The organism is Paracoccus sp. FO-3, assembly GCF_006386455.1.
Taxonomy (GTDB): domain Bacteria; phylum Pseudomonadota; class Alphaproteobacteria; order Rhodobacterales; family Rhodobacteraceae; genus Paracoccus; species Paracoccus versutus.
Window position 1 is genome coordinate 1 of sequence record NZ_VCBQ01000001.1, and the last position, 25,061, is coordinate 25,061.

The 25,061-nt window shown below is 67.9% G+C and carries 24 protein-coding genes and 1 tRNA gene; 8 read left to right on the top strand and 17 right to left on the bottom strand.

Features of this window, described 5'->3' with window-relative positions; translation table 11 throughout:
* Together FE811_RS00005 and FE811_RS00010 are read right to left on the bottom strand one after the other, a co-directional pair.
* The coding region (locus tag FE811_RS00005; RefSeq protein ID WP_140846468.1) for an acyl-CoA dehydrogenase family protein at window positions 1-225 on the bottom strand (225 nt) is incomplete at its 3' end.
* Window positions 226-428: 203 nt separating this feature from the next.
* Window positions 429-1,928, bottom strand: a complete 1,500-nt coding sequence (locus tag FE811_RS00010; RefSeq protein WP_036761059.1) for a CoA-acylating methylmalonate-semialdehyde dehydrogenase — start codon at window positions 1,926-1,928, stop codon at window positions 429-431.
* A 109-nt stretch (window positions 1,929-2,037) separates the two neighbouring features.
* On the opposite strand from FE811_RS00010, the gene FE811_RS00015 reads away from it, so the two are divergent.
* The 4 genes from FE811_RS00015 (at window position 2,038) to FE811_RS00030 (ending at window position 4,974) form a co-directional block, all read left to right on the top strand.
* Window positions 2,038-2,931, top strand: coding sequence for a LysR family transcriptional regulator (locus FE811_RS00015; RefSeq protein WP_036761062.1), 894 nt, complete (start codon window positions 2,038-2,040; stop codon window positions 2,929-2,931).
* A 92-nt stretch (window positions 2,932-3,023) separates the two neighbouring features.
* A complete protein-coding gene (locus FE811_RS00020) occupies window positions 3,024-3,461 on the top strand; it encodes a CBS domain-containing protein (protein ID WP_036761065.1) in 438 nt (145 codons plus the stop codon).
* 106 nt (window positions 3,462-3,567) lie between these two features.
* The gene (gene coaD, locus FE811_RS00025; protein WP_036761068.1) at window positions 3,568-4,062 is read left to right on the top strand and encodes a pantetheine-phosphate adenylyltransferase; all 495 of its coding nucleotides are present in this window, start codon (window positions 3,568-3,570) and stop codon (window positions 4,060-4,062) included.
* A 54-nt stretch (window positions 4,063-4,116) separates the two neighbouring features.
* Complete coding sequence (locus FE811_RS00030; RefSeq protein ID WP_116221644.1) at window positions 4,117-4,974, top strand: DUF2189 domain-containing protein; 858 nt, start codon at window positions 4,117-4,119, stop codon at window positions 4,972-4,974.
* A gap of 63 nt (window positions 4,975-5,037) precedes the next feature.
* On the opposite strand, the gene FE811_RS00035 is transcribed toward FE811_RS00030, so the two are convergent.
* From FE811_RS00035 to pyrC, 8 genes are all read right to left on the bottom strand, one after another.
* On the bottom strand, window positions 5,038-5,538 hold the full coding sequence (locus FE811_RS00035) for a polymer-forming cytoskeletal protein (RefSeq protein ID WP_072462481.1): 501 nt from the start codon (window positions 5,536-5,538) through the stop codon (window positions 5,038-5,040).
* Window positions 5,528-6,817, bottom strand: coding sequence for a M23 family metallopeptidase (locus FE811_RS00040; protein WP_072462482.1), 1,290 nt, complete (start codon window positions 6,815-6,817; stop codon window positions 5,528-5,530). The genes FE811_RS00035 and FE811_RS00040 overlap by 11 nt, the downstream gene beginning before the upstream one ends.
* 431 nt (window positions 6,818-7,248) lie before the next feature.
* Window positions 7,249-8,643, bottom strand: a complete 1,395-nt coding sequence (locus FE811_RS00045) for a short-chain fatty acyl-CoA regulator family protein (RefSeq protein WP_036760093.1) — start codon at window positions 8,641-8,643, stop codon at window positions 7,249-7,251.
* A gap of 57 nt (window positions 8,644-8,700) precedes the next feature.
* Window positions 8,701-9,909: a multidrug effflux MFS transporter gene (locus tag FE811_RS00050; RefSeq protein ID WP_114537613.1), complete on the bottom strand. Its 1,209-nt coding sequence runs from the start codon at window positions 9,907-9,909 to the stop codon at window positions 8,701-8,703.
* A 63-nt stretch (window positions 9,910-9,972) separates the two neighbouring features.
* Window positions 9,973-10,335 (bottom strand): DMT family protein, encoded by a 363-nt coding sequence (locus FE811_RS00055; RefSeq protein WP_036760088.1) that lies wholly within the window; start codon window positions 10,333-10,335, stop codon window positions 9,973-9,975.
* Window positions 10,332-11,831, bottom strand: coding sequence for a replicative DNA helicase (locus FE811_RS00060; RefSeq protein ID WP_116220510.1), 1,500 nt, complete (start codon window positions 11,829-11,831; stop codon window positions 10,332-10,334). The genes FE811_RS00055 and FE811_RS00060 overlap by 4 nt, the downstream gene beginning before the upstream one ends.
* Before the next feature lie 222 nt (window positions 11,832-12,053).
* Window positions 12,054-12,725 carry an orotate phosphoribosyltransferase gene (locus tag FE811_RS00065; protein WP_036760086.1) on the bottom strand — a complete coding sequence of 224 codons (672 nt, stop codon included), beginning with the start codon at window positions 12,723-12,725 and terminating at the stop codon, window positions 12,054-12,056.
* Window positions 12,722-13,765 (bottom strand): dihydroorotase, encoded by a 1,044-nt coding sequence (gene pyrC, locus FE811_RS00070; protein ID WP_116220511.1) that lies wholly within the window; start codon window positions 13,763-13,765, stop codon window positions 12,722-12,724. Before pyrC ends, FE811_RS00065 begins: the two co-directional genes overlap by 4 nt.
* 128 nt (window positions 13,766-13,893) lie before the next feature.
* Here pyrC and FE811_RS00075 point away from each other — a divergent pair, with 128 nt between their 5' ends.
* A complete protein-coding gene (locus FE811_RS00075; protein ID WP_083539132.1) occupies window positions 13,894-14,208 on the top strand; it encodes an antibiotic ABC transporter in 315 nt (104 codons plus the stop codon).
* 102 nt (window positions 14,209-14,310) lie between these two features.
* Here the strand turns inward: FE811_RS00075 and gap are convergent, their stop codons facing one another.
* The 7 genes from gap to FE811_RS00105 all read right to left on the bottom strand — a co-directional run bounded on the left by gap (window position 14,311) and on the right by FE811_RS00105 (window position 22,043).
* Complete coding sequence (gap, locus tag FE811_RS00080) at window positions 14,311-15,312, bottom strand: type I glyceraldehyde-3-phosphate dehydrogenase (RefSeq protein WP_036760081.1); 1,002 nt, start codon at window positions 15,310-15,312, stop codon at window positions 14,311-14,313.
* Between the two features lie 238 nt (window positions 15,313-15,550).
* Window positions 15,551-15,694 carry a hypothetical protein gene (locus FE811_RS27270; protein WP_036760079.1) on the bottom strand — a complete coding sequence of 48 codons (144 nt, stop codon included), beginning with the start codon at window positions 15,692-15,694 and terminating at the stop codon, window positions 15,551-15,553.
* A gap of 213 nt (window positions 15,695-15,907) precedes the next feature.
* A complete protein-coding gene (locus FE811_RS00085; RefSeq protein ID WP_116220512.1) occupies window positions 15,908-16,966 on the bottom strand; it encodes a flagellar motor switch protein FliG in 1,059 nt (352 codons plus the stop codon).
* A gap of 60 nt (window positions 16,967-17,026) precedes the next feature.
* Entirely contained in the window at window positions 17,027-18,343 is a 1,317-nt protein-coding gene (gene purB / locus FE811_RS00090) for an adenylosuccinate lyase (protein WP_116220513.1), read from the bottom strand.
* Window positions 18,344-18,442: 99 nt separating this feature from the next.
* The gene (locus tag FE811_RS00095) at window positions 18,443-19,639 is read right to left on the bottom strand and encodes a Hint domain-containing protein (RefSeq protein ID WP_116220514.1); all 1,197 of its coding nucleotides are present in this window, start codon (window positions 19,637-19,639) and stop codon (window positions 18,443-18,445) included.
* A gap of 579 nt (window positions 19,640-20,218) precedes the next feature.
* Complete coding sequence (glnA, locus tag FE811_RS00100; protein ID WP_116220515.1) at window positions 20,219-21,625, bottom strand: type I glutamate--ammonia ligase; 1,407 nt, start codon at window positions 21,623-21,625, stop codon at window positions 20,219-20,221.
* Window positions 21,626-21,704: 79 nt separating this feature from the next.
* Window positions 21,705-22,043, bottom strand: a complete 339-nt coding sequence (locus tag FE811_RS00105; protein ID WP_036760069.1) for a P-II family nitrogen regulator — start codon at window positions 22,041-22,043, stop codon at window positions 21,705-21,707.
* Window positions 22,044-22,197: 154 nt separating this feature from the next.
* Here FE811_RS00105 and FE811_RS00110 point away from each other — a divergent pair, with 154 nt between their 5' ends.
* The 3 genes from FE811_RS00110 (at window position 22,198) to FE811_RS00120 (ending at window position 24,668) form a co-directional block, all read left to right on the top strand.
* Window positions 22,198-23,901: an NAD(P)H-hydrate epimerase gene (locus FE811_RS00110; RefSeq protein WP_116220516.1), complete on the top strand. Its 1,704-nt coding sequence runs from the start codon at window positions 22,198-22,200 to the stop codon at window positions 23,899-23,901.
* Between the two features lie 48 nt (window positions 23,902-23,949).
* Window positions 23,950-24,034, top strand: a tRNA-Leu gene (locus FE811_RS00115).
* Between the two features lie 445 nt (window positions 24,035-24,479).
* Complete coding sequence (locus FE811_RS00120) at window positions 24,480-24,668, top strand: hypothetical protein (protein ID WP_036760848.1); 189 nt, start codon at window positions 24,480-24,482, stop codon at window positions 24,666-24,668.
* Window positions 24,669-25,061 lie beyond the last annotated feature (393 nt).

Sequence of the window (25,061 nt, forward strand, 5' to 3'; positions counted from 1 at the left end):
CGCCTCGAAGACCAGCGTGGCGTCCAGCCGCGAAAGCCCGGTGCCGCCATGCTCCTCGCCGACATAGACCCCGCCCAGGCCCAGTTCGGCCGCCTGCGCCCACAAGGCGCGCGGGATGGTCCCCGCCTCTTCCCAGGCGCGGGCCTGCGGCGCGATATGATCGGCCCCGAAATCCCGAGCCAGATCGAAGATCGCCGCCTGTTCCTCGCTCAGACCGAAATCCATGCTCTCCCCCTCATGTCTTTCGTGATGAATTGCCTTGCCCGGTCATGGCCGGGAAATGTTGCGCCAGTTTTGCAGCCTTGCGCGAAACTGCGGAGGTCGCCGTCCCGGCTTCTTTCGTGTCGAAATATCCCGGGGGAGCGTGCCCTGCACCCCGTCGAGGGGTGCAGGGCACGCGGGGGCAGAGCCCCCGCCCGCCCCTGCCGTCAGTCCATGGCCTTGAAGTTCAGCGCCACGCCGTCCTTGATGCCCGAGAACCAGCGGGCGGTCACGGTCTTGGTCTTGGTGTAGAAGCGGAAGGCGTCCGGGCCATACTGGTTCAGGTCGCCGAAGGCCGACTTCTTCCAGCCGCCGAAGGTGTAGTAGCTCAGCGGCACCGGGATCGGGAAGTTGATGCCGACCATGCCCACGTTCACCCGGCTGGCGAAGTCGCGCGCCGTGTCGCCGTCGGCGGTATAGATCGCCGTGCCGTTGCCGTAGTCGTTGTCCATGACCAGGTTCAGCGCGTCCTCGTAGCTTTGCGCGCGCACGGTGGACAGCACCGGGCCGAAGATCTCTTCCTTGTAGATGTCCATGTCGCGGGTCACGTTGTCGAAAAGCGACGGGCCGCAGAAGAAGCCGTTCTCATAGCCCTGGATCTTCAGCCCGCGGCCGTCCACCACCAGCTTGGCGCCCTGTTCCACGCCGGAATCGATCAGCCGGTTGATGCGTTCCTGCGCGGCCTTGGTGATGACCGGGCCGAAATCCACGTCCTCGCCGGCGGTATAGGGGGCGACCTTCAGCTTCTCGATCTTGGGGATCAGCCGCTCGATCAGCGCGTCGGCGGTCTTGTCGCCCACCGGCACCGCGACCGAGATCGCCATGCAGCGTTCGCCCGCCGCGCCGAAGCCGGCGCCGACCAGCGCGTCCGCCGCCTTGTCCAGGTCGGCATCGGGCATGATCAGCATGTGGTTCTTGGCGCCGCCGAAGCATTGCGCGCGCTTGCCGTTGGTCGCGGCGCGGCCATAGATGTATTGCGCGATCGGGGTCGAGCCGACGAAGCCCACCGCCTGCACGGTCGGATGGTCGAGGATCGCGTCCACGATCTCCTTGTCGCCGTTGACGACCTGCAGCACGCCGTCGGGCAGCCCGGCCTCTTGCGCGAGCTTGGCCAGCATGATCGAGGTCGAGGGCACGCGCTCGGACGGCTTCAGGATCATCGCGTTGCCGGCCGAAAGCGCCGGGCCCATCTTCCACAGCGGAATCATCGCCGGGAAGTTGAAGGGGGTGATGGCCGCGACCACGCCCAGCGGCTGGCGCATCGAGTAAAGGTCGATGCCGGGGCCGGCATTGTCGGTGAACTCGCCCTTGAGCATCGCGGGCACGCCCATGCAGACCTCGATCACCTCGAGCCCGCGCTGCACGTCGCCGCGCGCGTCGGGCAGGGTCTTGCCATGCTCGCGCGAGACCAGCTCGGCCAGGGCATCCATGTTGTCCTGGATCAGCTGGCCGAATTTCATCATCACCCGCGCGCGGCGCTGCGGGTTGGTGGCGGCCCAGGCGACCTGTGCCTTTTCGGCGCTCTTCACGGCGGCGTCCAGCTCGGCCGGGGTGGCCAGCGGCAGCCTGGCGATCACCTCGCCGGTCGCGGGGTTCATGACATCGCTGAAGCGGCCCGAGGTGCCCTTGACCTCTTTGCCGTCGATCCAGTGGCTCAGTTCTTCCATGGGTGCCTCCCGAGGGGTTCAGGTTTCGGGGGGATCATAGACTTGCAGCATTGCCGGAAAAAGAGGAAGTCTGGCAAAAGGGTTTTGCATTTCTGCAAAGGCGGCGGGCATGGACTGGGACGACCTGCGCATTTTCCTGGCCGTGGCGCGGGCCGACAGCCTGTCGGGGGCCGGGCGGCGGCTGGGCATCGACGCCTCGACCGTGGGCCGGCGGGTGGCGCGGCTGGAAGGCGCGCTGGGGGCCAAGCTTTTCATCAAGACGCCGCAGGGCTACGGCCTGGCGCCCGAGGGCGAGCGGCTGCTGCCCCATGCCGAGGCAGTCGAGGCGGCGCTGAGCGGCGCCGAGGAGGCGCTGACCGGCCCCGGCGACCTGGCCGGGCAATTGCGCATCGGCGCGCCGGACGGCTGTGCCAACTACCTGCTGCCGCAGGTCTGCGCGCGCCTGTCCGAGGCGCATCCGCGGCTGGAGATCCAGATCGTCGCCCTGCCGCGGGTCTTCAACCTGTCCAAGCGCGAGGCGGACATGGCCATCGCCGTCTCGCAGCCGCAGGCCGGGCGGCTGGTGGTGCAGCGGCTGACCGACTACCAGCTGCACCTGGCGGCGCATGAGGACTACCTGCGCGCCCATCCGCCGATCCGCTCGCGCGAGGATCTGCGCGGCCATCGCATGATCGGCTATATCGCCGACATGATCTTCGACCGCGAACTGGATTACCTGACCGAGACGGGGGCGGAATGGGCGGCGCTGACCTCGAACTCGGTCTCGGTGCAGATGCAGGCGATCCGGGTCGGCGCGGGCCTGGGCATCGTGCATGACTTCGCGATTCCCTTTTGTCCCGGCGTGCGGCGGGTGCTGACCGAGCAGGTTTCGCTGACGCGCAGCTTCTGGCTGATCCGGCATGCCGACGACCGCCGCTCGCAGCGGATGAACCGGCTGGCGGATGCGCTGGCGCAGGGCATCCGGGCCGAGGTGGCGCGGCTCCAGGCGCTTGTCATCCCTTGATCGCTGCACTGCAACATCGGGCTTGACGCAAGCCGGGGTTGAGGTGACGCTGGGCGTCAGGACGCTTGCGCCAACCCGGAGGAGGAACAGCAATGCTCGTCAACCAGATCCTGTCGATGAAGGCCAGCGGCGAGATTTTCACCGTCGGCCCGGAAACCAGCGTGGCCGAGGCCACGAAGCTGCTTTCGGAAAAGCGCATCGGTGCGATCGTGGTATCCGAGGACGGCAAGATCCCGCTGGGCATCCTGTCGGAACGCGACGTGGTGCGCGAACTGGGCAAGCGCGGCGCCGCCGTCCTGGAGCAGCCGATCACCGAGCTGATGACCCGCAAGCTGGCGACCTGCACCACGGGCGAGGATGCGCTGGTGATTCTGGACCGCATGACCCAGGGCCGCTTCCGCCACCTGCCGGTGGTGGACGAGCGGGGCGAGATGGTCGGCATCGTCTCGATCGGCGATGCGGTTTCGGCCCGGCTCAAGGAACTCGCGGCGGAAAAAGAGGCGCTGACCGGGATGATCATGGGCAACTGACCCGGCCCGCTGGCCCGCCCCGCGACATGCGGGACGGGCGCATGGTCTTGCATTCCTTGGCGAAACCCTGTTTGACTGCCGGCATTCGGCGAGGAGACGGCACCCCATGCGCATCGGGCTTTACCCAGGCACCTTCGATCCCATCACCCTGGGCCACCTGGACATCATCCAGCGCGCGCTGGAGCTGGTGGACCGGCTGGTGATCGGCGTCGCCATCAACCGCGACAAGAGCCCGCTGTTCGCGCTGGAGGACCGCGTCGCCATGGTGCGCGAGGAATGCGACCGCATCGTCGCCAAGCGCGGCGGCGAGATCGTGGTCCACCCGTTCGAGAACCTGCTGATCGACTGCGCCCGCGACGTCGGCGCCACGGTGATCGTGCGCGGCCTGCGGGCGGTGGCGGATTTCGAATACGAATTCCAGATGGTCGGCATGAACCGCGCCATGGACGACAGCATCGAGACGGTCTTCCTGATGGCCGACGCCCGCCGGCAGGCCATCGCCTCGAAACTGGTCAAGGAGATCGCGCGGCTGGGCGGGGACGTGTCGAAATTCGTTCCCCCCGCCGTCCGGGACGCGCTGGTCGAGCGCTTCGCGCGCTAAGGCTTTTTCTTTGCCGCGGGCCTGCTAACCTTCGTCGCATTGACGGAGGAGCAGATGGTATTTACCGATTCGGACCCCAAGCCCATTCCCACCCCCATCCCCGAGCCCGAGCGGCAGCCGCTGCCCGACCCCTTGCCCGATCCGGGCCCGGACGAGATCCCGCTGCCGGCGGTGATCGGGCTGGACGCCATCCCGGCGGTGCTGGCGGCGGGATGGCGGGATTTCCGCCGCGCCCCGGCCTTTGGCCTGCTGTTCGCGGCCTTCTATGTCGCGGGCGGGCTGGTGCTGACCGCGGTGGCCACGGCGGCGGGGCAGGAATGGTGGCTGATGCCCTTCATCGTCGGCTTTCCGCTGATCGCGCCCTTTGCCGCCGTCGGCCTCTACGAGGTCAGCCGGCGCATCGAATCGGACCGGCCGCTGATCTGGCGCGAGGTGCTGGCCGTGGTCATCGCGCAAAAGGACCGGCAGGTGCCGTCGATGGCCATGGTCATCCTGCTGATGTTCATGTTCTGGGTCTTTGTCGCCCATACCACCTTCGCGCTGTTCATGGGCGTTTCGGCGCTGACCAACATCACCTCCTCGCCCGAGGTGCTGCTGCAGGGCCGCGGGCTGGTGATGCTGGGGGCGGGCACGGCGATCGGGGCGGGCTTTGCCGCGGTGCTGTTCTCGATCACCGTGGTCGGGCTGCCGCTGATCCTGGACCGCGAGGTGGACCTGGTCTCGGCCATCATCGCCAGCTTCCAGGCGGTGGGGGCGAACCTGCCGGTGATGCTGTCCTGGGCCGTGGTCATCGCCACGCTGCTGTTCGCGGGCATCGCGCCGCTGTTCCTGGGGCTTTTCGTCGTGCTGCCGGTGCTGGGCCATGCCAGCTGGCACATGTACCGGCTGCTGATGCCGGACCCCGAGCCATGAAAAAGGGCGGCCCCGCGGCCGCCCGATCATCTATCTTGCACCGATCTTGCGCCGATGCCGGGATCACTCGGCTTCGGCATTGGCCGCGCGGGCGGGCGGTGCCAGCTTGGGGGTCACGCCATTGGCCAGCGGATCTTCCTGGCGCTGGACCGAGCCCTCGAAATGGGCGCCGGATTCGATGGCGATGGTCTTGTGGATGATGTCGCCCTCGACCCGCGCGGTGGCGGTCAGGCGGACCTTGAGGCCGCGGACGCGGCCAACGACACGGCCGTTCACCACGACCTCCTCGGCGACGATCTCGCCGCGGATGGTGGCGCTTTCGCCGACGATCAGCTGATGGGCGCGGATGTCGCCCTCGACGGTGCCTTCGACCTGGACGTCGCCCTGGGTCTGGATGTTGCCGGTGACGGTCAGGTCCGCGGACAGCACCGAAGGCGCGGTGCGCGCACGCGGGGCCGCGGCTGCCGGAATGTCGTAACTCGTGTCAAGGCCGCGCGCCGGTTCGGGCTCGGGGGTCGGCTGGGTACGGGGGCCGGGTTCGGTAACACGGGTCTTAGAAAACATTTTGGGCTGCCTTGATGAAGCTCATGGGATTCACGGCACGGCCGTTCACGCGGACTTCATAGTGAAGATGCGGCCCGGTCGATCTGCCGGTATTGCCCATATCACCGATCTGGCTGCCGCGCGACACCTTTTGACCGGCCTTCACGCGAATCTTGGACAGGTGGCCATAGCGGGTCTCGGTGCCCAGCTCGTGCCGGATCTTGATCAGGTTGCCGTAGCCGCGCTGCCAGCCGGCAAAGATCACCGTGCCCTCGCCCGTGGCATAGACCGGGGTGCCGACCGGGGCGGCCATGTCGATGCCCTCATGCGCGCGGCCCCAGCGGCGGCCGAAGGGCGAGGTATAGCGGAAGGCCGATTTCACCGGCATGGCCAGCGGCATCTTCTCGACCGCGATGCGGTAGCTGTTCATCTGGTCCAGGGTGATCAGGATCTCTTGCGCCTTGGCCTCGCCCTGGCTGATCTCGGCATTTCCGCTGGAGGAATAGCTGACCGGGTTCAGCGGGCCGCCCTGCCCGGCATAGCCGCGGCGCACGGTGCGCAGGATCTCGTCCGGGTTCATGCCGACGCTGCGGAACATGTCGTCCAGCGGCTTGACCGAGACGGACACGGCGTCTTCCAGCTGCGACAGGATCTCGTCGTTGCGGGCGACGATCTGGTCGCGCTCCAGCGTGACGGCCTCGGCCAGGCGGCGGGCGTCCTCGGCCTGCTGCACCGCCTCAATGCGCTGGCCGGCGGCCTGTTTCAGCTCGCCCGCCAGGATGTCCAGCGCGGCCTGCAGTTCGGCGGTGCGGACGGGGGCGGCCTCGCCCTCGGGGCCGGCCAGCGCCTCGGCCTGCTGGCGGGCCTTCACCGCGTCCTGCAGGTCGGCCTGCACCGCGCCCAGCCCGGTTTCCAGTTCGCGCCGCTGCGCCTCGGTCTCCAGCAGCAGCGATTGCATGTGCGAGACCTGGTCCAGCGCCACGGCAAAGCGGTTCTGCGCCGCCACCGCCTCGGCGGCGCGGCGGTCGCGTTCGGCGGAAAGGTCGGTCAGCCGCGCTTCCAGGGCGCTTTGCGCCAGCCGGGCCTGGTGGCGCGACGAGCCGGCGCTGATCGCGTCGATGACCAGGATCGAGCTGGCGATGATCGACCAGCCGAAGACCAGCGCGATGCCCCCCAGGGCAAGAAGCTGCGTGGCCGGACGCAGCCGCAGGAAGCGGGTGGTCTTGTCCGACTTCAGGAAAAGGCGCTGTTCTGGCAGCCAGCGCTCAAGCACCGAATTCAGGCTGTGGGTGATCCGCAATGTCCCAGGTCCATGTTGTTTCGGCCGACCTGCCGGGCAAAGGCGGTCATGGCTGCGCACGGATAAATCCGACCTGTGGTCAAAGCGCAACAGGGGCGGGGGGCCTGCCCGAAGCTTGGGCGGATTGACGCCGATCGGGGCTGGCGGCGCGGGTGGTTATCCGCCGGGCGCAAAGGGGCCAAAACTGCAACCATGGGTTGATGGGAACGGGCCTTTCCATGAATCTATGAAAGATTGAAGGCATTTTTCCCCGCGGAATCGGATGGCGCGTCTTGACCGTCCGGTTCGGTTCGGCGCAGCAGGCGGCCGGATGACGCTGCCCGCAAAATGGGCAAACGAACGGGTTCAGACTGGCCGGTTCAGTGATTCCCCGCGGCTGTTCCGCCTGCGCGCCGGGAACCGCGCCGCGGGTCGCGGCGTTTGCGGCGGTTTCAGGCGATCTCGTAGGGCAGCGGGCCGGGGCGATCCGCCGGGATGCGGATATGGCGGTCCACCGGCGGCACCGAGCGCTGGTGGCAGTTCGGCCGCGGGCAGATCCGGCAGGAGACGCCGATCGGCTCGAACAGCTGCGGATTGCCGATGTCCAGCCCGTCGGCATAGACCACGTCGCGGGCATGGCTGATCTCGCAGCCCAGGCCGATGGCGAAGCGGCGCACCGGCGCGCCAAAGGCGCCCGCGGGCTTGGACACGTCCCGCGCCAGCAGCAGGTAGCGCTTGCCGTCCGGCGTCTCGGCCAGCTGGCGCAGGAAGCGGCCGGGCGTCTCGAAGGCCTGATGCACGTTCCACAGCGGACAGGCGCCGCCGAAGCGGGCGAATTGCATCCGCGTGGCGGAATGGCGCTTGGTGATGGTGCCCGCCTGGTCGACGCGGACGAAAAAGAACGGCACCCCCCGGTCGCCGCCGCGTTGCAGGGTCGAGAGCCGATGCGCCACCTGTTCCAGCGAGGCGTGGAACAGATGCGCCAGCCGCTCGAGGTCGTGCCGCTCGGCCCGCGCGGTGGCCAGGAAGCGCGAATAGGGCATCATCGCCGCGCCGGCGAAATAGTTCGCCAGCCCCAGCCGGGCGATGTCGCGGGCCGAGCCGCTGCGAAAGCGCGCCAGTTCCAGCGTCGCCTCCAGCAGGTCGCCGCGCGATTCCAGCGCCAGCAGGTGCAGCAGCTGGAAGGCTTGCGTGGCGGGCTCGGCCGCCGCGTTCAGGGTGATGCGCTTGCCGTCGCGCAGATAGACCGGGCCGCTGCCCAGCTCGGCCGTTACCACCTCGATGCCGCGCTCGGCCAGGGCGGCGATGGCGCGGTCCAGCGGGCGCTGCTCGGGGCGGATGCGGGCGAAATGCTCGGCGGCGTGGTCCACCGCGTCGATATAGTTGTCGCAGTAGTGGAAGAAGTCGCGCACCTCTTCCCAGGGCGAGGGGGTGGCGTTCTGCGCCCCCGCCCCCAGCGCCTCGTCCAGCGCCGCCAGCCGCTCCTGCCCCTCGCGATGGGCGCGATAGAGGTCCAGGAAGGCGCGCGCCAGCGCCGGGGCGTTGGTCGCGGCCAGCCGCAGGTCGGCGCGGGGCGGCGTGGCGTCGAACAGCGGATCGGCCAGCGCCTCGGCCATGTCCATCACCATGCGCTCGGCATCGCCGACCGCCATGGCGCCCAGATCGACCGAAAACTCGGAGGCCAGCTTCAGCAGCACCCCGGCCGAGACCGGGCGGTGGTTGTTCTCCATCTGCGACAGATAGGGCAGCGACACGCCCAGCCGGTCGGCAAAGGCGCGCTGGGTCAGGCCGGCGCGGGCCCGCGTCTCGCGCAGGGCGACGCCGGCATAGATCTTTTGTGTGGCCATGCGAGTCCTCTTTGCAAAGCAGCCATACGCTTTGCAAAGGCGTTGCCGCAAGGGGGATCAGCGGCCGGCGATGACCTGCCTTTCGCGGATCATGACCCAGAGGATGAAGCCGATCGAGGCGATGGCCGACCCGGCCATGATGACCAGAAGCGGCGCCGCCCCCGATTCGTCGTGCAAGAGCGCGCCGGCCAGCGCCGCCAGCCCGGCGCCGCCCGCCACCGCCATGGCGCCGCCCAGCCCGCTGGCGGTGCCGGCCAGTTCGGGGCGCACGCTCATCATCCCGGCATTGGCATTGGGCAGCACCATGCCGTTGCCCAGCCCCATCAGCCCGACCGAGCCGAAGAAGACCAGCGGCGTCAGCCCGCCCATCAGGTCCACCGCCAGCGCCAGCACCAGGAAGACCGAGCAGATCAGCGCCCCCGACAGGATCATCCGGTTCATGCCGATGCGGGTCGAGAACCGCGCCGAAAGGTAGTTCCCCAGCGCATAGCCGATCGAGGGGCCGGCGAACCAATAGCCGACCTCGGCCGGCGACAGGTGCAGCACCACCTGGCCGACAAAGGGCGCGCCGCCCAGATAGGCATAGAACGACCCCGCGCTGAGCGTCGCCGCCAGCGCATAGCCCCAGAAGCGCTGCGAGCGGGCAAGCACCGGATAGGTGGCGACCTGCCGGCGCAGCGGCACGCCGCCGCCGCGCGCCGTCTCGGGCAGGTCGAAGGCGCAAAGCGCCATGACCGCCAGCCCGGTCAGCCCCATGGCGACGAAGCTGGCGCGCCAGCCCAGGGTCTCGTCCAGCACGCCCCCCAGCGTGGGCGCGACCATCGGCACCAGCGACATGCCCATGGTGACATAGCCGATCATGCTGGCCGCCTGCTCGGCCGGCACGATGTCGCGCACCACGGCGCGGCTGATGACGAAGCCGGTGGTGGCGACCGCCTGGATCAGGCGGAACAGCATGAACCAGGCCGCATCCCTGGCCAGCAGCGCCCCCACGGTCGCCAGCAGGAAGATCGCGAAGGAGCCCAGCACCACCGGCCGGCGGCCATAGCGGTCGCTGATCGGGCCGCAAAGCAGTTGCAGCACTGCGCTGACCCCCAGGAAGGCCGAGACGGACAGCTGCATGAAGCCGTATTCCACGCCGAAATCCCGCGCCATGGCCGGCAGCGAGGGCAGGAAGATGTTCATCGAAAGCGCCCCGGCGGCCGAGATGGAAACCAGGGTCAGGATGCTTGGCCGGCGGGGAAGGGAAGGGGTCGCGCTGCTCATGCCCGCACCTTTGCCCGGCCGGCGGGCAAAGGCAATCGCCTGTTTACAGGGCACAGTTTCGCGTCAATGCGCCGAGCCGCCGAAATCGTGGAAGATCAGGAAGGCGCCCAGGCAGATGCAGGCAAAGCCGGCCGCCACGTTCCAGGTCAGCTTCTCGCCCAGCCACGCCCAGGAGAACAGCACGAAGACCGACAGGCTGATGACCTCCTGGATGGTCTTGAGCTGCGCGGCGTTGAAATGGCCGTAGCCGCTGCGGTTCGCGGGCACCTGCAGCACATATTCGAAGAAGGCGATGCCCCAGCTGACCAGGATGACCAGCATGAGCGGCGCGGTCTTGAACTTCAGGTGCCCGTACCAGGCGACGGTCATGAACAGGTTCGACAGGATCAGCAGGCCGATGGTGACGAACGGCACCGGCAGGTTCATTCACCGCGATCCCAGCTGCGATGCTTTTCAAGATTGCCGAAGCGGGTGAAGCGGCCCTCGAAGGATAGCTCGACCGTGCCGATCGGGCCGTGGCGCTGCTTGCCGATGATGACCTCGGCCTTGCCGTGGCAGGATTCCATGACCTGCTGCCAGGTGGCCATCTTGTCGAGGTCGTGGTCGGCGGGCTTTTCGCGCTCGCGGTAATATTCCTCGCGGAAGACGAACATCACGATGTCGGCATCCTGCTCGATGCTGCCGGATTCGCGCAGGTCGGACAGCTGCGGGCGCTTGTCCTCGCGGCTCTCGACCTGGCGCGACAGCTGCGACAGCGCGACGACGGGGATGTCCAGTTCCTTGGCGACGGCCTTCAGCCCTTGGGTGATCTCGCTCACCTCGTTGACGCGGCTGTCCTTGGCCGAGGCGGCGCGCAAAAGCTGGAGATAGTCCACGATCAGCAGGTCCAGCCCCATGGTGCGCTTGAGCTTGCGGGCGCGGGCGGCCAACTGGTTGATCGGCAGGGCGGGGGTGTCGTCGATGTAAAGCGGGCAGTTCTGCAAGTCATGCGCGGCCTTGACGAAGCGGCGGAACTCGTCCTCGGTCATGTCGCCGCGGCGGATCGCCTCGCTGGGCACTTCGGCCGCCTCGGACAGGATGCGCGCGGCCAATTGCTCGGCCGACATCTCCAGGCTGAAAAAGCCCACGACGCCGCCCGCCACCGTGCCGTGGCTGCCGTCAGGCAATTCGCCCAGGCGATGCGCGCGGGCGACGTTGAAGGCGATGTTCGTGGCCAGCGAGGTCTTGCCCATCGACGGCCGCCCGGCCAGGATGACCAGGTCCGAACGGTTCAGCCCGCCCATCTTGCCGTCCAGGTCCACGAGCCCGGTCGAGATCCCCGACAGCCCGCCGCCGCGGCTGAAGGCGGCATTGGCGGCGTTCAGCGCCCCGGTGACGGCGGCCAGGAAGCTCTGGAAGCCGCGCTCGGCCACGCCCTGCTCGCCGAGCTTGTAGAGGATCTGCTCGGCCTCCTTGATCTGCTCCTCGGCGGAATCGCTGACCGTGACGGTGGCGGCGCGCGCGGCGATGTCCTGCCCCAGCCCGATCAACTCGCGGCGCAGGGCGAATTCGCGGATCATCTGCGCATAGTCGCGCGCGGCATGGGACGAGATCGCCGCCCCCGCCAGCCGCGCCAGATAGGCCGGGCCGCCCAGTTCCTTCAGGCCCGCGTCATGCTCCATGAAGGCCTTGATCGTGACCGGGCTCGCCAGGGCGTTCCTGGCGATGCGCTCGGCGCAGATCTCGTAGATGCGGCGATGGACCGGGTCGTAGAAATGCCCGGCCTGGATGATGCGCGAGACGTGGTCGTAGACCTCGTTATTGGTCAGGAGCGCGCCCAGCAATTGCTGCTCGGCCTCGATCGAGAAGGGCACCGCCTGCGCGGCGGCGGCCTCGGCGATCTCGCCGGGCTTCCTGATTTCGACGGCGCGCAACTCGCTCATCCCATGGTCTCCGACCTTCGACTCGGCTGGGGGCCGTTATCCACCTTATGCGCCCCGCGGTCCATCGGGATATGCTGTGGATAAGCTGTGGGCGGAATGCCGCGCCTGCACGGGTGGCAAGGGCGGCATGGGTATTTGGCCAACAGAGAAGGACAGGGCGGTGCCCCGGTCTTCTTCGTTGCTCAAATACCCCCTTGCCACCGTGCAGCCGGGCCGGCCGGATCAGGGATGCGCGGCCTGCCAGGCGCGGGGATCGGTCAGGAAGCTTTCGACCTCGGAGAGCGTCGCCTCGTCGTAGAAGCCCTGCGCCTTGGCCTCGGCCAGCACGTCCCACCAGGTGCAGAGATGGTGCAGCCTGACGCCGTGGTCCGCCAGGCGCTGCGTGGTTTCCGGGAAGATGCCGTAGTAGAAGATCACCGCCGTATGGCCGCAGGTCGCGCCGGTCTCGCGGATCGCGTCGACGAAGCTCAGCTTCGAGCCGCCGTCGGTGGTCAGGTCCTCGACCAGCAGCACGCGCTGGCCCTCGGTCATGGCGCCCTCGATGCGGGCGTTGCGGCCGTAGCCCTTGGGCTTCTTGCGCACATAGGTCATCGGCAGCTCCAGCCGCTCGGCTACCCAGGCGGCGAAGGGAATGCCCGCCGTCTCGCCGCCGGCCACGTTGTCGAAGGCGGCGAAGCCCGCCTCGCGCAGCACGGTCGCCGCCAGGAAGTCCATCAGCGTCGCGCGGATGCGCGGGAAGCTGATCAGCTTGCGGCAGTCGATATAGGTCGGCCCCTTCAGCCCCGAGGCATAGGTGAAGGGCTCGGCCGCATTGAAATGCACCGCCTTGATCTCCAGCAGCATGCGGGCGGTCAGCCGGGCGATTTCCTCATGCGGGGGGAAGGGCAGGGTCATGCGGGATCCTCGAGGTGCCAGTAGAGCGGGAAGCCGGGGTCGAAGACGGTGACGGTTTCGTCGCCGGCGGGGATATGGGTCGGATATGCGGCGGGCGTCTCGCGCCTGACCAGCCGGATGCGGTCCTCGTTGGGCTCCATGCGGTAGAAAGCGGCGCCGTGGAGCGAGGTGAAGCCTTCCAGCCGGTCGAGCGCCTCCTCCTCCTCGAAGACCTGGGCCAGGATCGACATGGTGTTGGGCGCGGTGAAGCAGCCGGCGCAGCCGCAGGCCGATTCCTTGGCGCGGTCCGGGTGCGGCGCCGAATCGGTGCCCAGGAAGAAGCGCGCGTCGCCCGAGGTCGCCGCGCGGCGCAGCGCCAGCCGGTGCGTCTCGCGCTTGGCGACCGGCAGGCAGTAGTAATGCGGCCGGATGCCGCCCGCCAGGATGTGGTTGCGGTTGATGACCAGGTGATGCGTGGTGATGGTGGCGCCGATGTCGTCGTTGCCCGCGACGTAATCCACCCCGTCCGAGGTGGTGATATGTTCCATCACCACCCGCAGGCCGGGCGTGGCGCGGCGGATCGGGTCCAGGACGCGGTCGATGAACGCCGCCTCGCGGTCGAAGATGTCCACCGCCGGGTCCGTGACCTCGCCGTGGAAGCAAAGCGGGATGCCGGCCTGGGCCATGGCCTCCAGCACGCCGCGCACCTTGTCGAAATCGCGCACGCCCGAGGCCGAATTGGTGGTCGCCCCGGCCGGGTAGAGCTTGACCGCCGAGATGATTCCCTGCGCATGGGCAGCCAGCACATCGGCCGGATCGGTGGTTTCGGTCAGGTAGAGCGTCATCAAGGGACGCAACGTCATTTCCGGGGCCAGGGCGGCGCGGATGCGGTCGCGATAGGCCGCGGCCTGCGCCCCTGTCACCACCGGCGGCACCAGGTTCGGCATGATGATCGCCCGGCCGAAATGGCCGGAAAATGAAGCCACTGCCTGCAACATGGCGCCGTCGCGCAGGTGCAGGTGCCAGTCGTCGGGGCGTCGGAGCGTCACGGATTTGGTCATGATTTTCCCTCTATACCGGGTGCGGCAGCAAGGCCATAGGGCAAAGATCCCGTCCACGGGGGCTCTTGGCATTTCCCCGCCATGGGCGCAGCCTTGCCCGCCTGTTGTTCGTTCATAGGGAATTCGTGATGGGTTTCGGGAAGATGAATTATGCGGCGATGCAGGCGCCGCTGCTGTTGTGGCAGCAGATGGCGCGCATGGCCTGGGAATCGCAGATGGTCATTGCCTTGCGGACGGCGGGGATGATGGGGCTTGTGCGCCAGGACGCGGCCGAGCCGCAGCGCATGGTGGTGGAAAAGGCCGATGCCGCCTCCGAGGCGCTGCAGGCCGCGCTGCGTGCCGCCGGGCGGGGCGAGCGGGCCGACCGGGTGATGGCGGCGGCGCTGCGGCCCTATCGCAAGCGCACCCGCGCCAATGTGCGGCGCCTTTCGGGCAAGAACTGACGGGCGACCGGCGGCGCCGGTCCGCCGGAAATGAAAACGCGCCCGGCGAGGGCGCGTTTCTTTCGGTTTTCGGATCGAGCCCTTGCGGGTTCAGATGTGGGCTCAGATCAGCTTGCCCATGGCGACCGCGGTGTCGGACATGCGGTTCGAGAAGCCCCATTCGTTGTCATACCAGGTCAGGATGCGGCAAAGCTTGCCCTCCATCACCTTGGTCTGGTCCATGTGGAAGACCGAGCTGTGGCTGTCGTGGTTGAAGTCCGAGGAAACCAGCGGCTCGTCGGTATAGCCCAGGATGCCCTTCAGCGGGCCGTCGGCGGCGGCGCGGATGGCCTGGTTGATTTCCTCGACCGAGGTGTCGCGGGCGGCTTCGAAGACCAGGTCCACGACCGAGACGTTGGGCGTCGGCACGCGGATCGCCACGCCGTCCAGGCGGCCCTTGAGTTCGGGCAGCACCAGGCCCACGGCCTTGGCCGCGCCGGTCGAGGTCGGGATCATCGACAGCGCCGCGGCGCGGGCGCGATACAGATCCTTGTGCATGGTGTCGAGCGTCGGCTGGTCGCCGGTATAGCTGTGGATCGTGGTCATGAAGCCGCGGGCGATGCCGATCGAATCGTTCAGCACCTTGGCCACCGGCGACAGGCAGTTCGTCGTGCAGCTGGCGTTCGAGACGACGATGTCGTCCTTTGTCAGCGTGTCGTGGTTCACGCCGAAGACGATGGTCTTGTCGGCATTGTCGCCGGGGGCCGAGATCAGCACCCGCTTGGCGCCGGTCGACAGGTGCGGCTGCACCTTTTCCTTGGAGGCGAAGATGCCGGTGCATTCCATGATGACGTCGATGTCGCCCCAGGGCAGGTCGGCCGGGTTGCGGATCGCCGTGACCTTGATCGGACCGCGGCCGACGTCGATCGAATCGCCCGAAACCGTGACCTGGGCGGGGAAGCGGCCGTGGACCGAGTCGTAGCGCAGCAGATGCGCATTGGTTTCGACCGGGCCCAGGTCGTTGATCGCCACGACCTCGATATCATTGCGCCCCGATTCGATGATCGCGCGCAGCACGTTCCGACCGATCCGGCCAAAGCCGTTGATCGCTACCTTGACAGCCATAGGTTTCCTCCGCCGCTGATGATGTTCGCGCTGCAAATAGCCCGCATCGCCGGGGGAATGCAAATGCCTGCAAGCGGAAGGGGCGGAAACTCGGCGGAAAGGGGGGTGCCGGGGGCATGGTTGCGACGTATGGTCGCTGCCGCTGCGCCCGGCCGGCGGCGGGGATGGCCGGCGCGGGCGGCGCAAGCCGCTTGCCGCGGTGCCGAATGCTGCAGGGCGGCGAATCGCGGCGCCGAGGTCAGCGCCAGAAGCTGAGATATTCGATGAGGCTGGCGAACGCCTTGCCCAGGAACAGCGGCAGGTTCCAATGCAGCACCAGCGCATCCGCCGCGAAGAGGCCCAGGACCAGGAGCCCCAGCACGAGCGCGATCTGATTTGTCATGCCATCCGTCCCGTCCATGCCGTCCCCCGGCGCGATGCGCCGTCCCGCCCCCTGCTAGGGCAGAGGCCGGGGCCGGGCAAGCCTTTGCGGCCTGCCGCCGCACCGCGCCTTGCGCCATGCGGCCTGCCGTCTGTCCGTGCCGTCATTGCGGCGGGCCTTGGGGGGCCTTGGGCAGCCTGCGACGGGTTTTCGGATTGCGGCGGGCGGGATCCGTCAGCCGGGCGGGGCTTGCGGTTCCTCATCCGCCTCCTCCTCGGCTTCCTGGGCGATCAGGAACAGGTCGCCCGCCGCCTCCATGCGGCGGATCGTGACCACGACCTGGTCCATCGCCTCCTCGGCGTCGCGGGCCGAGACCTTGCCGAGCGCCTCGATCTCTTCGCGCATCGACTCGGCCAGGCGCGAGGAAATGCCGCCCAGCAGGAAATCCACGGTTTCGCGCGCCGGACCGCGGGCGCCGGCCAGCGCCTTGAGCAGCACGGGATTGTCCACCTCGCGCAGGATGCGGGCGATGTCGCGCCGGTCGATGCGGCGCGGGATATGCGCCCAGGTGAAGATGGTCTTGCGCACCTCGCCGGCAAAGGCGGCATCGTCGTCCTCGAGCCCGGCCAGGACGCCGTCGCGCATGCTGGAGGGCGAGAAGTTCAGGATCGCGCCGACCTTTTCGCCCGCCTTGCCCTCCAGTGCCGGCTGCGGCACGGCGTCGGCGGCATGGAGCAGCGCCCGGCCGATGCGTTGCAGCGCCTCGGGAGTGATGCCGCCGGTCAGCGACATGGCATAGGCGATCTGGCGCGCGCGTTCCTGTTCGAGCAGGCCGAACACCTCGGCCGCGCGCGGCACCGGCAGTTTCGAAAACATCACCGCCCCGATCTCGACCGCTTCGGTGCGGGCCAGTTCGACCAAGAGCGCGGGGGGCAGGGCGGCGATGCTGTCCCAGGGGTTGCCGGCGCCGTTGAGCGCCGCCATGCGCCGCAGCTGGTCGGTCGTGTCGGGCGAAAGATGCCCGTCGAGCAGGTCCAGCGTGCCGTCGATGTCGCCCGGAAAGGACAGGCCGACCGCTTCCAGCCTGTCGCAGAACTCGGCCACGATGGCATTGCGCGTCTCGCGGTCGATCATCCCCATCAGCGCCATTTCCTGCGCCAGGTCGGTCTGCAGTTCCGGCGGCAGCCGGGCGAGGTCGATGTCCCCGCCCTCGGCCAGCACCAGCCGCACGATCACCGCAGCCTTTTGCCGCGGACTGAGCCCCGCCGTCGCCCCGAGCGCCGGAACACCCATGGATTGCCCCCGATTCCAAACCTGTCGGGGGCAATCTGGCAGGAAAAAGCGAACGCCGGGTTAATGCGCGCCGTTTTCGCCGAACACGCGGGCGAAAATCGTGTCCACGTGCTTGGTGTGATAGCCCAGGTCGAACTTTTCCTCGATCTCGGCGGGGGACAGCGCGGCCGTCACCTCGGCGTCGGCCAGCAGCTCGGTCTTGAAATCGGCGCCCTGTTCCCAGACCTTCATGGCGTTGCGCTGGACCAGGCGATAGGCGTCCTCGCGGCTGACGCCGGCCTGGGTCAGGGCCAGCAGCACGCGCTGCGACATGACCAGCCCCTTGAACTTGTTCATGTTCCTGAGCATGTTCTCGGGGTAGACCACCAGCTTTTCGATCACGCCGGCCAGGCGGTTCAGGGCGAAGTCCAGGGTGATGGTCGCATCCGGAGCGATGCCGCGCTCGACCGAGGAATGGCTGATGTCGCGTTCGTGCCACAGCGCCACATTCTCCATCGCCGGCACCACGGCCATGCGCACAAGGCGGGCAAGGCCGGTCAGGTTCTCGGTCAGCACCGGGTTCCGCTTATGCGGCATGGCCGAGCTGCCCTTCTGGCCGGGGCTGAAATATTCCTCGGCCTCCAGCACCTCGGTGCGCTGCATGTGGCGGATCTCGATGGCGATGTTCTCGATCGAGCTGGCGATGACGCCCAGCGTGGCGAAGAACATCGCGTGGCGGTCGCGCGGGATGACCTGGGTGCTGATCGGTTCGGGCGAGAGGCCCATCTTGGCGCAGACATGCTCTTCGACCGCGGGGTCGATGTTGGCGAAGGTGCCGACCGCGCCGGAAATGGCGCCGGTCGCCACTTCCTCGCGGGCGCGCAGCAGGCGTTCGCGGCCCCGCGCCATCTCGGCGTAGAAGCGGGCGAAGGTCAGGCCCATGGTCGTCGGCTCGGCATGGATGCCGTGGCTGCGGCCGATGCGGACGGTGTCCTTGTGCTCGTAGGCGCGTTTCTTCAGCGCGGCCAGCACCTTGTCCATGTCGGCCAGCAGGATGTCGGCGGCGCGCACCAGCTGCACGTTCAGCGTGGTGTCCAGCACGTCCGAGCTGGTCATGCCCTGGTGGACGAAGCGCGCCTCCTCGGCGCCGATATGCTCGGCCAGGTGGGTCAGGAAGGCGATGACGTCATGCTTGGTCACGGCCTCGATCTCGTCGATGCGGGCGACGTCGAACTCCACGTTCCTGGCCTTCCAGACGGCCTCGGCATTCTCGCGCGGGATCACGCCAAGGTCGGCCTGGGCGTCGCAGGCATGCGCCTCGATCTCGTACCAGATGCGGAACTTGGTCTCGGGCGACCAGATGGCGACCATTTCGGGACGGGCATAGCGCGGGATCATGCAGGGCTCCTTGGGTTTGCCGGGGTTTTAGCGGCAAGGCCCCGGACCCGCAACCGCGGCGGCAGGGGCCGCGGCGGCCCCTGCGCGGCTGTTGCCGATTCAGGCCAGGACGACGAGCGGCTGGCCGTTCTTCGAGTGGCGATGCGCCAGCTTGCGCGCCTTGCGCCCCGAGGCCAGCATCCGCGCCCCCGCGGGGGCATGGGTGCGCTGGGTCAGTTCGGGGAAGATGGCGAGGATTTCCTCGACCGCCGTGGCGGGCAGGGCGGCAAGGGCCTGCGGGCCCAGATACAGCGACTCGGTCGCGGTGCCGTTGGCCCGGACCACCTCGTGCTGGTCGAAGAGGATATGGACATATTCCACCTCGGCCAGGTCCGTGGCCAGATCGACGCCCTCGATCTGCAAAAGCTGCTTGGCGGCGACCAGGATCTCGTCGGTGCCGAACATCCGCAGGGCGACGCGCGAGCGCAGCAGGATCCGGTGCTGCGGCGAGACGACCAGGTCCGCCGAGGGCATGTCCGGCCCCAGCGCCCCGGCCCTGATGCGGACGGGCGTCAGCCGGGCGCCATGGGTGGCAAGCCGATGCGCGGCAAAGCGGCGGCGCCCGATCCAGCGGACCGGCTGGGGGCCGTGGTCGGCCGTCAGCACCAGGTCGCCGACCGACAGGCTTTCGACCGGAACCGGGCCCTGGGGCGTGTCGATCAGCGTACCGGCGGTGAAGCAGGGAAAGACGTCGTCGTCGTCAAGGACCAGCGTGCCGGCGGGATTGTAGGCGACGTTGACGACGATGGTGTCGAGAAGATTCTGCACCGCCGCAAGAACGTCGCCGGTCAACGAACCGCCAAGGTCCGAGATGTTCACATCCGCCAGGGTGAGCGGTAGTCCAGCGACGGTGCCGGTGATCTTGACGCTGATATGGTCCTCGGTCAGGGGCTGGTCGGTGACGAAATAGGTGTCTTCGCCCTTCACGACGAAAGAGCCGCCGATCGGGTTGACCTGGACCGTCAGCGAGGCCAGCTCGATGCCGAGGAGCTTGACGGTCAGTCCCACGGCCGCCGTGGACAGCGTGCCGGTGCCGGCGAAGGTGCCGCCCGACAGCTGCGGATCGCCCTCGCCATCCACCAGCGAGACGTCGTCGCCGCGGGACAGCGTGGTGCCGTGGGGTTCGTCCACGTCGTACTGGGTGAACTGGGTGGAGCCGCTGAGTTCGTTCAGCAGAAGATTGTTCCCCAGAACCAGGACCGGGGTCTCGGCCTCCAGGTCGATGGTCGCGTCGGGTATTTTGGTGAAATAAGGCATTCTAAGATCCTGTAGCAGGCAGGGCTGCGCCCATGCCGTAGGCTGGAAACCAGCCATCCGCCGACCCCAGAGGACGGATGACCGCACGTCTTGCAACCAAAACGCCATGCGTCTGGCACAGGATCACTGTAGCCGGTTTCGCGTTCGGGTTTCCATCCATTTTGCAGACAAATTGAACTAATTACGGATTGCCCCCGGTGCAGGGCGCCGAATGTTCCGGCATCTGCGGTCGATCAGCCGGGCCAGCCCCCGGCCCGCCCTTATCGACAAGCGCTGCAGGGACGGGCTGGCGCGCGGAAATCGGGCGATAAGTCCGGCCCTTGGGTGGCTTGGCTTCGCCGTGATGCGGATCTGCCGCGCAATCCTTTCGGAAGCAACGGCGCGCCGCGCGGTCGCGGCCCTGGGCTCCAGCAAGACGTTGCCGTGCGGAGGCGATCGTGGCTCTGGCCCGCCCCCGCCTTTGGAATCTGCGGGGTTCCAGAGCCTGCCGACCCGCGGCGCCGGATTGCCGGTTTCCTGGATCGGGAAATGAAAAAGCCGCCCCGAAGGGCGGCTTTCCGGTTCGTTCCGGGCTGCGGCTCAGCAGCTGTAATACATCGCATATTCGATGGGATGGGGGGTATGCTCATAGGCATAGACCTCTTCCCATTTCAGCTTGATGTAGCCTTCCAATTGGTCGCGGGTGAAGACGTCGCCGGCCAGCAGGAAGTCCATGTCCTTCTCCAGCTCCTCCAGCGCCTCGCGCAGGCTGCCGCAGACGGTCGGGATCTCGGCCAGCTCTTCCGGCGGCAGGTCGTAGAGATCCTTGTCCGAGGCCGGGCCGGGGTCGATCTTGTTCTTGATGCCGTCAAGGCCGGCCATCAGCAGCGCCGCAAAGGCCAGGTAGGGGTTGGCCGCCGGGTCGGGGAAGCGGGCCTCGACGCGCTTGGCCTTGGGCGACTCGGTCCACGGAATGCGCACGCAGCCCGAGCGGTTGCGGGCGGAATAGGCGCGCAGCACCGGGGCCTCGAAGCCGGGGATCAGCCGCTTGTAGCTGTTGGTCGCGGGGTTGGTCAGCGCATTCAGCGCCTTGGCGTGCTTGAGCACCCCGCCGATGAACCACAGCGCCTCTTGCGACAGGTCGGCATATTTGTCGCCGGCAAACAGCGGCTTGCCGTCCTTCCAGATCGACATGTTCACGTGCATCCCGGAGCCATTGTCGCCCTTCATCGGCTTGGGCATGAAGGTCGCGGTCTTGCCATAGGCGGCGGCGACGTTGTGGATGACGTATTTGTATTTCTGGATGTTGTCGGCCTGCTCGACCAGCCCGCCGAAGATCATCCCCAGCTCGTGCTGGGCGGTGGCGACCTCGTGGTGGTGCTTGTCGACCTTGATGCCCATGCGCTTCATGGTCGACAGCATCTCGCCGCGGATGTCCTGGGCGGCGTCGATCGGGTTCACCGGGAAATAGCCGCCCTTGTGGGCCGCGCGATGGGCGAGGTTGCCGTCCTCGTAGACGGTGTCGGTGTTCCAGGCGGCATCGACCGAGTCGAGTTCGAACGAGACCTTCTGCGGCGTGACCGAATAGCGCACGTCGTCGAACAGGAAGAACTCGGCCTCGGGGCCGAAATAGGCCGCATCGCCGATTCCGCTGGATTTCAGATAGGCCTCGGCCTTCAGCGCGGTGCCGCGCGGGTCGCGGGCATAGGGCTCGCCCGTGTCGGGCTCGACCACGTTGCAATGCACGCAGAGGGTCTTTTCGGCATAGAACGGGTCGATATAGGCCGAGGAGGCGTCCGGCATCAGCTTCATGTCGGACTGGTCGATGGACTTCCAGCCGGCGATCGAGGAGCCGTCGAACATGAAGCCTTCCTCGAAGAAGTCCTCGTCCACCAGGTCGGCGACCAGCGTCACGTGCTGCAACTTGCCCTTGGGATCGGTGAAGCGGACGTCGACATATTCGACCTCTTCCGTCTTCATCAGATCCAGAACGTCCTTGACTGTCATTGGGATCCTTCCTCCATCAGTCTGCCCGGCGCCGCCGCGGGGCTGGGGTCATCGGTTTCTTGTTGCGGGTCGGGCGGGATCAGACCGCGTCGTCGCCGGTCTCGCCGGTGCGGATGCGGATGGCCTGTTCGACCGGGATGATGAAGATCTTGCCGTCGCCGATCTTCTCGGTGCGCGCGGCCGAGATGATGGCGTCGACGGCGGCCTCGACCAGGTCGTCGGGCAGCACCATCTCGATCTTCACCTTGGGCAGGAAGTCCACGACATATTCCGCGCCGCGATAAAGCTCGGTATGGCCCTTCTGCCGGCCAAAGCCCTTGACCTCGGTGACCGAGAGGCCCTGGACGCCGACTTCCTGAAGTGCCTCTTTCACATCGTCCAGTTTGAAGGGCTTGATGATGGCTTCGACTTTCTTCATCGCCTGATCCTTCTCTCGCGACTTGCCTGCGACCTGATTGGCGGGTTTGATGATGCGGGTAAATGGGGCAGGGCCAGGATCATGCGGCCGATCGCATTTGCCCGGCCGATATGCGTATATTTCGTGCAGAACGATGATAATTTAGGCAGTCACCATGTTTCATGGCACCGAAATCCTGACGACCGCTCAAATGCGCGCCATCGAATCTGCCGCGATGGCCAGCGGCCGGGTCACGGGCGCAGAGTTGATGGAGCGTGCCGGCTGCGCCGTCGCCGGGCAGATCCGGCTGCGCTGGCCCAAGGCGGGCCTGGCGGTGGTGCTGTGCGGGCCGGGCAACAACGGCGGCGACGGCTATGTGGTCGCGCGGCACCTGCACCGGGCGGGCTGGCAGCTGCGGGTGCTGGGCATGGACAATGCCGCCGGCGCGGATGCGGCCCGGATGAAGGCCGAATGGCGGGCGTCGGGCCCGATCCTGCCCCTGACCGAGGATGCCCTGCGCGAGGGCCCCGATGCGGATGTCTATGTGGACGCGATCTTCGGCACCGGCCTGACCCGCGCGCCCGAGGGCGAGATCGCCGCGATCCTGGATCATCTGGGCGGCTCGGGCGGCGATTGGGCGTTCTTCCGCGAACGGCTGGTGGCGGTGGACTGCCCCAGCGGATTGTGCCTCGACAGCGGCGCCTTTCCCGGCCGGCCGCGCGAGCCCGGCGATTTCGACCTGCGCGCCCGGCTGACCGTCGCCTTCGACAGCCCCAAGCCTGGGCATCTGCTGGAACGCGGGCCGGAATGCTGCGGCGAGCTGGTCGTCGCCGACATCGGCCTGCGGCATTGGAGAGAGCGCAACATCGACGGCCGCGGGTTCCGGCCCGCCCGGCTGACCGGCATCTGGCCCCCGTTCGATATTCCCGACGCGCGGTCTGGCACGGTGCTGGCCGACCGGCTTGCCAAGCGGTCGTCCTCGCATCCCCACAAGTTCAGCCACGGCCATGCGCTGGTCGTTGCCGGCGGGCCGGGCAGGGGTGGGGCGGGGCGCCTGTCGGCCCGCGCCGCCCTGCGCATCGGCGCGGGCCTGGTGACGCTTGCGCCGCCGGCCGAGGCCCTGCCGGCCCATGCCGGCCCGCCCGATGCGCTGATGCGCCGGGGAATCGACGATCCGGCCGGGCTGCAGGACATGCTGGCGGACCGCCGGATCAACGCGCTCTGCATCGGTCCCGGCTGCGGGGTCGAGCGCGCGGCGGCGCTGCTGCCCGCGATCCTGGGCGCGGGGCGGGCGGCGGTGCTGGATGCCGATGCGCTGACCGTCCTGTCCCGCGACCCCGGCCTGATGGCGGTGCTGCACGAGAACTGCGTGCTTACCCCCCATGCGGGCGAGTTCGGGCGCGTCTTTCCCGATCTTGCCGCGCGCCTTGACCATCCGCCTGCGCCTGCCGGCATCGGCGATGCCCAGGCGTCCGATCCGGCGCGGATGGCGCGGTTCCTGGCGGAACATGCGGCCTATCGCGAGGAATTGGCAAAAATGCGCGGCCCGCTTTATTCGCGGCTCGACGGCGCCCGCGACGCGGCCGCGCGCTGCGGCGCCGTCGTGCTGCTGAAGGGCCCCGACACGGTGATCGCCGCCCCCGACGGGCGGGCTTGCATCCATTCCGCCTTCGACGTGCCCTGGCTGGCGACGGCGGGCGCGGGCGACGTGCTGGCGGGGATCATCGCCGGCCTTCTGGCCCGCGGCCTGCCGGGGCTGGAGGCGGCGGCAACCGGCGCCCGGCTTCATGCCGAGGCGGCGCGTCGCTTCGGTCCCGGTCTGATCGCCGACGATCTGCCCGAGGCGCTGCCCGCCGTGCTGCGTGGGATGGGAGTCTGAAATTACCCCTCGCATGTGGGCGGTGGCTTTGCTAGACAGCGCGCCATTGCGGGTGTGGCGAAATTGGCAGACGCACCAGATTTAGGTTCTGGCGCCGCAAGGCGTGGGGGTTCAAGTCCCTCCACCCGCACCATTTTGAAAGCAGACGATAATCCGCCTGCGATCGCAATGGTGCCGGCCCTTGGCTCAAGGCGTTTCGGCACATTTTCGGCGCGGTCATGTTCGGTTCCCGGCGGCGTTGCGCCGCCTTTGGCTTGCGCTTTCGGTCGGCCTGGGACCGGAACTTCCAGACCAGGGCGGGCGTCTTGTGCCCGGTGAGGGGCTGAATACACCCTAGCTTCGGCATATCGCCCGCCGTGGATCACCAGCCGGCCGGCGTCATCCAGGGCGCCGATCTTCTCGCGCATGTCCTCTACAGCCCGCTTCCCAAGCGGGCCCATGTGGCGGCTGATCCGGGGGCGTTCCTTGCGATGGGCGCGCAGCCGGGCCGGATTCTTCCTTGGCCAGTTTGATCCCCGTCAAAGCGCGTCGTGGCCGGATGTGCCCTACAGGGCATGGTAACTGGTCTGGGGGTGGAAATGACCCGTCTTTTCATGCTTCTGTTGTCCATCAGCCTGACGACGCTCGCCGGGATCGGCGTGATCATCGTCCTGGCGATGGGATTTTACGATCTGCGCGCCATCCTTCTGGCTGCCGCCGGGGGTGCGATCATCGCCTTGCCCATCACCTGGTATGTCGCCGGGAAGCTGAAGGACAGCATGGGCTAGCAAGCGCCGGGCGCCAGCCCGCAGGGCAGGCAATCAGCCGCGGGGCTGGTCTGCCCGTCAAGCCGCCAGCGCATCCGCGCAGGCGGCAGCCGTGCTTTTTTCCGGCATATCCAAGGCCCAAAAGCCGAAAGGAACGGTCCTGCCCATTTGCGGCGGGGCTTTCCTGCTTTGTTGATTCCCGCGCGGGGGCTGCCCCGGCGGGCCGGCCGCAAGCGCGGGTCGGCCGAAGCCGCCGGCCCCGGATGACCCGGCGGCAAGGAAAGACAGGGCCCCGCGAATCCATCGCAACCTGGGGGTGTTCGCCGCCGCCGCGCAGGGCGCTCATTAAAATCAAGCAAAAACAACATATTGACGTGCCGCTGTTAAGAAATTGTTAACCTGTCTTAAAGGGCA